Source organism: Endozoicomonas sp. ALC013 (assembly GCF_049310205.1).
Classification (GTDB): domain Bacteria; phylum Pseudomonadota; class Gammaproteobacteria; order Pseudomonadales; family Endozoicomonadaceae; genus Endozoicomonas.
In genome coordinates, this window is sequence record NZ_JBLYNS010000173.1 from 1 (window position 1) to 8555 (window position 8555).

Annotated in this window: 8 protein-coding genes; 2 read left to right on the forward strand and 6 right to left on the reverse strand. The window is 51.1% G+C overall.

Annotation, left to right across the window (positions count from 1 at the left end):
• Positions 1-167: 167 nt before the first annotated feature.
• Positions 168-440, forward strand: coding sequence for an HU family DNA-binding protein (locus ACO6V1_RS20955; RefSeq protein WP_101746299.1), 273 nt, complete (start codon positions 168-170; stop codon positions 438-440).
• An 82-nt stretch (positions 441-522) separates the two neighbouring features.
• On the opposite strand, the gene ACO6V1_RS20960 is transcribed toward ACO6V1_RS20955, so the two are convergent.
• From ACO6V1_RS20960 to ACO6V1_RS20985, 6 genes are all read right to left on the reverse strand, one after another.
• The gene (locus ACO6V1_RS20960; protein WP_101746298.1) at positions 523-852 is read right to left on the reverse strand and encodes a helix-turn-helix domain-containing protein; all 330 of its coding nucleotides are present in this window, start codon (positions 850-852) and stop codon (positions 523-525) included.
• A 180-nt stretch (positions 853-1032) separates the two neighbouring features.
• Positions 1033-2283, reverse strand: a complete 1251-nt coding sequence (locus tag ACO6V1_RS20965; RefSeq protein ID WP_422468351.1) for a NupC/NupG family nucleoside CNT transporter — start codon at positions 2281-2283, stop codon at positions 1033-1035.
• 257 nt (positions 2284-2540) lie between these two features.
• Positions 2541-3431 (reverse strand): 3-hydroxyisobutyrate dehydrogenase, encoded by an 891-nt coding sequence (gene mmsB / locus ACO6V1_RS20970; protein WP_422460755.1) that lies wholly within the window; start codon positions 3429-3431, stop codon positions 2541-2543.
• Between the two features lie 29 nt (positions 3432-3460).
• Positions 3461-4237: an enoyl-CoA hydratase gene (locus tag ACO6V1_RS20975; protein ID WP_422448265.1), complete on the reverse strand. Its 777-nt coding sequence runs from the start codon at positions 4235-4237 to the stop codon at positions 3461-3463.
• Between the two features lie 2 nt (positions 4238-4239).
• Entirely contained in the window at positions 4240-5409 is a 1170-nt protein-coding gene (locus tag ACO6V1_RS20980) for an acyl-CoA dehydrogenase family protein (protein WP_422448267.1), read from the reverse strand.
• 118 nt (positions 5410-5527) lie between these two features.
• A complete protein-coding gene (locus ACO6V1_RS20985; protein WP_422448269.1) occupies positions 5528-6739 on the reverse strand; it encodes a thiolase family protein in 1212 nt (403 codons plus the stop codon).
• Positions 6740-6892: 153 nt separating this feature from the next.
• On the opposite strand from ACO6V1_RS20985, the gene ACO6V1_RS20990 reads away from it, so the two are divergent.
• Positions 6893-8425 carry an ankyrin repeat domain-containing protein gene (locus tag ACO6V1_RS20990; protein WP_422448271.1) on the forward strand — a complete coding sequence of 511 codons (1533 nt, stop codon included), beginning with the start codon at positions 6893-6895 and terminating at the stop codon, positions 8423-8425.
• Positions 8426-8555: the final 130 nt, after the last annotated feature.

Sequence of the window (8555 nt, forward strand, 5' to 3'; positions counted from 1 at the left end):
TACAAGGTTTTCTCCCATCATCTGTTTTTCCAGCAAGAGATACACGTCAGGCTGATTGTGTTTCACCACCTGCCCAGGTTTTTCCCTGAGCCAAGCGAAGCCAGAGGCGGATCACCCATCTTCTGGTATTTTCTTTCCACATAACTGGTAATTCCCTGAGACTGGATATGAACAAGAAAGAACTGGTTGAGCAAGTCGCTGAACAAGCTAACCTGTCCCGAAGCAAGGCCGAGCTGGTTGTCAATGCCTTTATCAGCAACACACAGGAGACACTGGCAAGCGGCGACATCGTTCAACTTATTGGTTTTGGCACATTTTCGGTAGCAGATCGGGCGGCCAGGAAGGGGCGCAATCCACAAACCGGTGAAGAAATTCATATCCCCGCCTGCAAGCTGCCTCAGTTCAAGCCGGGCAACAAGTTCCGTGAAATGATCAAATAGACGCCCACTGCATTCTGAAACTGTTCTGCAAAAAGCGAAAAAGCGCCGGTAAGGCGCTTTTGTCTGAGCGTATTTTGTTACTTTATGCCATGGCTCTCATCACATTCAGAATGGCTCTTTTCTTCATCAGGTTCATTCGATGTAATTGACCGATAATCTCCCCATCCACTTCCGAGTCACTGATTACCTCATCAGAGCTGACCAGGTACTGGTTTCCACGCCCGGTGGCCAGCCATTCGAAAGACACCTCAAGAATTTCAGCCATTTTTCTCAGATTCTCGAGACTGGGACTGCTCATACTGGTTTCCCACTGGGCCAGTGCACTTCTGGATACACCAATCAAATCCGCCAGGGCCTGCTGCGAAAATTTCTTGTCTTTACGGGAGCATAAAATCCTTGTTGTCAGGTTCATCCTTGCACACTCACGACAGGTTCAGAAAGATATCCATGCCAGCAATACACACAGATACCCCGACATAATTATTTCACTATGTCATTCGGCCATTTACTGAAAAGCGTTAGATTCAGCTGATGAAGGGAAAATACAGGAAGGATAGCAGGCCACGGTCAGACCGTGGCCCGAACAAACATATTACAGAGACAGCATCAGACCAGCGATGGTTGCACTCATAAGATTAGACAGAGTACCAGCAGCCACTGCCTTGATACCCATGCGGGCAATATCCTGACGACGGTTTGGTGCCATAACGCCCAGACCACCCAGAAGAATGGCGATAGAAGACAGGTTGGCAAAACCACACAGTGCAAAAGTGATGATGATCTGCGTACGCTGTGACAGCACTTCAACACCGGCCGCCGCAGCCGCTTCAGGGTTCAGGTAATTAACAAAATCCATGTAAGCAACGAATTCGTTCACCACCAGCTTCTGGCCAATGAAACTGCCCGCTGTCACGATTTCATTCATTGGCACACCAATCAGGAAGGCCAGCGGACTGAACAGATAGCCGAGAATGATTTCGAGGCTCAGGTCAGGGTAGTCAAAGAAGCCACCAATCCAGCCCATGATACCGTTAACCATGGCGATCAGGGCAATGAAAGCGAGCAGCATGGCACCAACGTTAGCGGCCAGCTTCATACCGGAAGAAGCACCAGAAGCGGCTGCGTCTATTACGTTGGCAGGCTTTTCATTGTCACCTTCGTCATCAGCCAGCTCAGAATTATCCGGAGTATCGGTTTCCGGCTTAATCATCTTGGCCATCAGCAAACCACCAGGTGCCGCCATGAAGCTTGCTGCAATCAGGTACCTAAGCTCGACACCCATGCCTGCATAACCGGCCAGAACAGAGCCTGCAACAGAAGCCAGACCACCCACCATGATGGCAAAAAGCTCAGAATTAGTCATACGACCAATATAGGGTCTTACCACAAGAGGAGCTTCTGTCTGGCCAACGAAAATATTTGCCGTTGCCGACAGAGACTCTGTACGACTGGTACCCAGTACTTTCTGTAACGCACCACCCAGGAAGGTAACCACCTTCTGCATAACACCCAGATAGTAAAGAACAGCAACCAGAGAGGAGAAGAAAATGATAATCGGCAGTACGTTGATGGCAAAAATAAAGCCGACCTTGAAGTTACCCAGGTCACCAAACAGGAAGCCGATACCCTGATTGGCGTAGCTGATCACATTACTTACCGCGTTGGAGACACCACCAAGAATTTCCTGACCCAGGGGAACATAAAGAACCAACGCTCCCAGTCCGGCCTGAATGGCAAAGGCACCACCCACAGTTCGCAGGTTGATCGCTTTTCGGTTATCGGACAGTAAAAAGGCAAGTGCCAGAAGGCTGGCAATGCCCACCAGACTCATAAGTATTTGCATGGGAAAAGGTGACCTCAGATGGATGATCGGTGCCGACCGGTTACCCGGCGAGAACTTCAGATAAATCCGGGGGATTGTATAACCTGATTTACAAAAACAGAACCATTATCTGACACAACTGTTCAAAATTAGAACAGCTTCTAAGCAAAACATTGAGTCATATCAACAGAAGAAAAATAAACTGAACGATAATCGGCATCTATCTATTAAATAATAAAATTGATCATGCATTCAAAGAAATAGTAGCCAATAATCGTCTAATCTGCTGACTCATACAGCTGAATAATGCTTGAAAAGTCCTGGTGATTGCCGGAGCGAATTGCATGCATTTTATACAGATTGTCAGCCAGTGATGCCATGGGCGTTGCGGTATGGCTGCTGGCAGCCGTATTCAGAGCCAAACCAAGATCCTTGGCCATCAGTGCCACCATAAAACCGCCCTGGTAACCATGACTGGCCGGAGTCTGGGGCATGACGCCCGGCACCGGGTTGTACTTGTCCAGTACCCAGTTCCCACCTGAACTGTTCTTCATGATTTCTGACAGTACTGCCGGATCAAGGCCATTGTCGATACCCAGTTTAAGAGCTTCCGATGTGCCTGTCATAACAATAGCCAGCAGCATATTGTTGCAGATCTTGGCCAGCTGCCCCGCACCCGTCTCGCCAGCGTGAAAAACAGTCTGCCCCATTATCTCAAGATAGGGCCGGGCCTGCTCTACGGTCTCGGCACTGCCACCCACCATAAACGTCAGTGTTCCAGCAGCAGCTCCGGCGGTACCACCGGACACCGGTGCATCAACAAAGTCGATACCCTGCTCTTTTGCCTGCTGCCCGACTTTTCTGGCAACTTCAGCTTCTATGGTGCTGCAATCAATCACCAGACAACGGTTGCCTATCGTTTGGAAGAGTCCATCATCTCCCAGGTAGAGTGATTCGACCTGTTTGCCAGCCGGTAACATACTGATCACCACACTGGCACCCTGTGCAGCCTCAGTCACGGATTCGGCCTTTGAGCCTCCGGCTTGTTCCAATTGATCAAGCGCCTCAGGAACCAGATCATAACCACAGACATCATGCCCGGCTTTCACCAGGTTCTGAGCCATGGGACCACCCATATTGCCAAGGCCGATAAATGCAATTTTTGTCATTAATATCATCCTTATTCAAAATAGTCGGATTAGTCGTAATGCCACTCAGGTTTGCGCTTCTCAAGAAACGCACTGACGCCTTCCTGCTGGTTCCTGCCATTGAACAACGTCAGGAACTGCTCCCTTTCCTCTGGCAAGACATCTCTGGAAAATCCGGAACGCCCCATCTGGATCAGCTTTTTACAGGCCCTCAAGGCATCCGGACTCTGGTTTCCGGCATTGGCCGCAAGCGCTTTCGCCCGTTCAAGACTCTTACCACTGTCCACCATTTCCTCTATCAGTCCAATTGCCAATGCTTTTTCTGCGGTCACTTTCTCGCCGCAGAGAATCATGCGCTTGGCCCAGGCTTCGCCCACCAGCAGGGTAAGGTTCTGAGTTCCGCCGGCACAGGGTAATAACCCCACCGACGCTTCAGGCAGGGCCATAATGGCACCCTGTTCAGCGATGCGCAGGTCACAGGCCAGCGCCACTTCCAGCCCACCACCCATGGCATAACCGTTGATGGCCGCAATGCTGAGCCCCGAAAAGTTACTGAGGGCTTCAAAAGCCCTGCCAAAGCTTTGTGCAAATGGGCGAGCTTCCTCCGGGGTCAGGTTATCAAAGCGCTTTAAATCAGCGCCTGCACTGAAGAACTTCTCCGAAGCCGAGGTGATCACCAGGGCAATCACATCAGGCTCACGGTTCAACTGGTGAATAATCTGCTCCAGCTCATCAAGGCTTTCTGGCGTCCAGGTATTGGCCGGAGGATTGTCCAGGGTGAGAATGGCGGTACGTTCTTCACAGGTGAGACGTAACTTTTCAGACATAATCACTGTAACTCCATACCGGTATCAGAAATGCTCTCGGAAAGTAAACGACGGGCGACAATCAAGCGCATAATTTCATTGGTTCCCTCCAGAATCTGGTGGACCCGGGTATCCCGCACATGTCGCTCCAGAGGATACTCCCTGATATAACCATAACCGCCATGAATCTGCAGGGCCTCGTTACAGACCCTAAACCCGATATCCGTAGCAAAACGTTTAGCCATGGCACAGTATGCGGTTGCTTCCGGATCCTGATTATCCAGTTTGAAGGCTGCCAGTCGAACCATCTGGCGGGCAGCCACCAGCTCGGTATTCATATCCGCCAGCTTGAACTGCAAGGCCTGGAAACCGGCCAGTTCACGACCAAACTGCTTCCGCTCTTTCATATAGGCCCGAGCCGTGTTCAGTGCCTGCTGAGCTGTACCTATGGAGCAGGTGGCGATATTGATTCGACCACCATCCAGACCTTTCATCGCAAAAGAGAAGCCCTGACCTTCCTTGCCCAACAGGTAGTCTGCAGGTATACGAACATTGTCAAATGAAATCAGTCGGGTTGGCTGGGCATTCCAACCCATCTTTTCCTCCTTCTTGCCGTACTGGATACCTGCCAGATTGGCGGGAACGGCAAAGGCGGAAATGCCTTTCGGACCGTCTTCGCCGGTTCTTGCCATCACCAGCAGCAGATCGGTACTGCCAGCCCCGGAAATAAACATTTTCGAGCCATTGAGCACATACTCATCGCCATCCCGCCCGGCGCTGGTTGTCAACGATGCGGCATCACTGCCCGATCCGGGCTCGGTAAGGCAATAGGACGACAGCTTGCTGCCACTGACCAGCCCTTCCCCCCAATCTGACTTTACCCGATCCGTAGCAAACTCACTGATCATCCAGGTAACCATATTATGAATGGTGATATAGGCGGTGGTAGCCGTACACCCCATGGCCAGCTGCTCAAAAACAATATGGGAGTCCAGCCTGGACAGGCCCAGCCCACCCATGGACTCATGGGTATACAGGGCACAGAACCCAAGGTCTCCCGCTGCCCTGATTACATCAACCGGGAAATGACAATCAAGATCCCACTGTGCTGCATGGGGGGCCAATTCGGCATCGGCAAATTGCCGGGCCAGATCACGAAAAGCGACCTGCTGTTCAGAAAGGTGATAATCCATATAAAAATGCCGCCTCTTGTGTTTTGTTATTTGTGAGGCCTGGGGCATGCGGCATTTTTATTAGTGGTTAGTGCATGCTCGCCAGGTTGGTGCACACGAAAAGTATCGGTAAGTTTTTTTATAACATCTCGACCGCGATGGCGGTAGCTTCTCCTCCACCAATGCAGAGTGAAGCAACACCTTTGGTGCCGCCGGTCTTTTTCAGGGCATGCAACAGTGTTACCAGAATGCGGGCACCGCTGGCACCCAGGGGATGACCAAGTGCGCAGGCACCGCCATGAATGTTGACCTTATCATGATCCAGGCGCAGTTCGCGGATAGCCATCATGGCCACTACGGCAAACGCCTCATTCACTTCAAACAGGTCTACCTCGCTGGCCTGCCAGCTAATTTTTTCCAGTAGCTTACGGATGCAGTCTACCGGAGCAATGGTAAATTCTTCAGGCTTCTGAGCATGGCTTTGGTAGCCAATAATTCTTGCCAGAGGTTGTAAGCCCTGTGCTGCTGCATCACTTTCACGCATTAACACGAGCGCCGCTGCACCATCGGAAATAGAGCTGGAGTTTGCCGCTGTCACGGTGCCCTCTTTGCTAAAGGCCGGACGTAACTGACGGATTTTCTCCGGCCTGGCCTTGCCCGGCTGCTCATCAATATCAACCAGCCCTTTACGGGTTTCAACCGGCACAATTTCTTCAGCAAACGCACCAGAACTGTTCGCTTTGCTGGCCCGTTCCAGAGATGCAAGGGCATAGTCGTCCATAGCCTCGCGGCCCAGGCCAAAGCGATCAGCGGTTGCCTGGGCAAAGACCCCCATGGCCACGCCCTGGTAAGCATCCTCCAGACCATCGGTGAACATATGATCCTTGACCTGGCCGTGACCCAGTCGCATCCCTCCCCTGGCTTTATCCAGCAGGTAAGGGGCATTGGTCATACTTTCCATACCACCAGCCACCACCAGATCGGCTTCACCGGTTTTCAGCTGGGTTGCTCCCAGCATCACCGTTTTCATACCGGAACCGCAGATTTTGTTCACTGTCGTGGCTGGGACATGGTCGGGAATACCGGCATGCAGCGCCGACTGACGGGCAGGCCCCTGGCCGGTACCTGCTGGCAATACACAGCCCATCAGTACTTCTGATACATCCTCTGGAGCAACACCTGCCCGCTCCAGTGCTGACTGGATCGCAATAGTACCCAGGTCAACCGCTGTCATAGACGACAGGTTACCTTGAAATCCACCCATTGGGGTACGGGCAGCGGAAACAATAACAATGTTTTCCTGTGACGGGTTAGGTGCAGAAGACATAGTGAAACTCGCTTTTTCTGTCATTTATTCTTTCTGATTTGCAGGACAGTGTCCTGTGTTTTTCTTGCAACTGTCTCTGTGCATAATAGCTTTATTGGTAAAAGAAAACGATTATGGAATTTTTCCAACTGATTCTTGTCCTACTCATAGTCTTGAGTCATGAAGCAGGCCAAAGCAATGAATGCTGTCAGGAGCAACGCGGCAGATTTCCCATTTCTTTGTCCTATCTGTAACCATAACGGGTATATCAGAGGACAACCTGGTGGAAATTCACTGGTCAAAACCTCTTGCCCGGCATCCCACGTTTTCCACCTGAAATGCTTCACCCAATGGGTTGAGAGTGAACAGCAGGCCGCAATAAATCTTGACCAACGCCAATGCACTCAATGCCTGCAACCGGCGCTGCCATTGATTCGTCTGGACGGGGAAAGCGTCCTTGACGACGAATCACATTATTGTGAATCCATGATGCTTAATGCCTGCCGTACCGGGAATCTCGGCAACCTGAAAATGCTGCTGCGCGAAGACGAGGCTTTGGCAAAACGGACTTACCGTTCGGCGCTCACCGGTCATCCTGAACACCCGTTAACTGTTGCCATCAATTACGGCCATACTGATTGCGTTCGAGCCCTGATCGACAGCCATGCTGATGTCAATGCCGCCAATCACAATGGTGTGACACCCCTGAACATTGCAGCCCGGCAGCGCCGCACCGATTACTTGCAAATGCTGACCCGGGCCGGGGCGAATATCATTAACTTACTGCGCACCGCTGTCTGGGAGGGCAATACTGACCTCCTTAAATACCTGAGCAGCACTCAACCCGGCCAACTTGCTCTTGATAAAGCTCTGCGCGAAGCCGCCATACAGGGGCAGACGCAGTGCCTTGAAATCCTGATCAAGGCGGGAGCGAAGGACCTTGATGATGCCTTGTACAGTGCGGTCCTGGCAGAAAATATCGAGAGCCAGAACATTCTGGTCGAACAAGGAGCGGATATTACGACCCTGCTGCACACTGCTGTCAGAAAAGGTTCTTTAGAATGTATCGATAACCCGATCTTCTTGAGATACGTCAATGCCACCGATAAGAAAGGCAGAACCCCACTGCATATTGCCGCTGCCAAGAGCCGCACCAAATGCCTTAAAAAGCTCATTAAAACCGGTAGAGTGAATATCAATATCGCTGGTAAATTCGGCTGGACGGCTCTCCACTTAGCCGTTAGATACGCCAGTACAGAAACCGTCATGGCGTTACTGGGCGCTGGCGGCATCAAGGTCAATGAGAAGACTAACGCAGGCTGGACAGTCCTCCACTTAGCTGCCAGATACGCCAGCGCAAAAACCGTCATTGCTTTACTGTCCGCTGAAGGCATCAAGGTCAATGAGAAGACTAAGGCTAACTGGACGGCCCTCCACTTAGCTGCCAAATACGCCAGCACAAAAACCGTCATTGCTTTACTGTTCGCTGAGGGCATCAAGGTCAATGAGAGGGAAAAATATAACTGGACAGCTCTTCACCTGGCTGCCCGCTATGGCCGCACAAAGATCGTCAAGGCGTTATTGAACGTTTCGGATATCCAGATCAATGAGCAGACTGACACAGGCTCGACAGCTTTGAGCTTTGCTACCAGGTATGGCCACACTACTTGCAAAAAACTCCTTACTGAAAATGGGGCAATAAATAATCAGTCGTTCTGCCTTCTACAGTGAGCCATGTTTATTCAATAAAATTCCAACACTTTTGATTGGTTGTGTTGTCGGGCGAGAACCAGATAGCCACTTACCCCTACATTCACGTAGAATACCGAAACTTCTGCACTCTAATACAGGGGGCAGACTG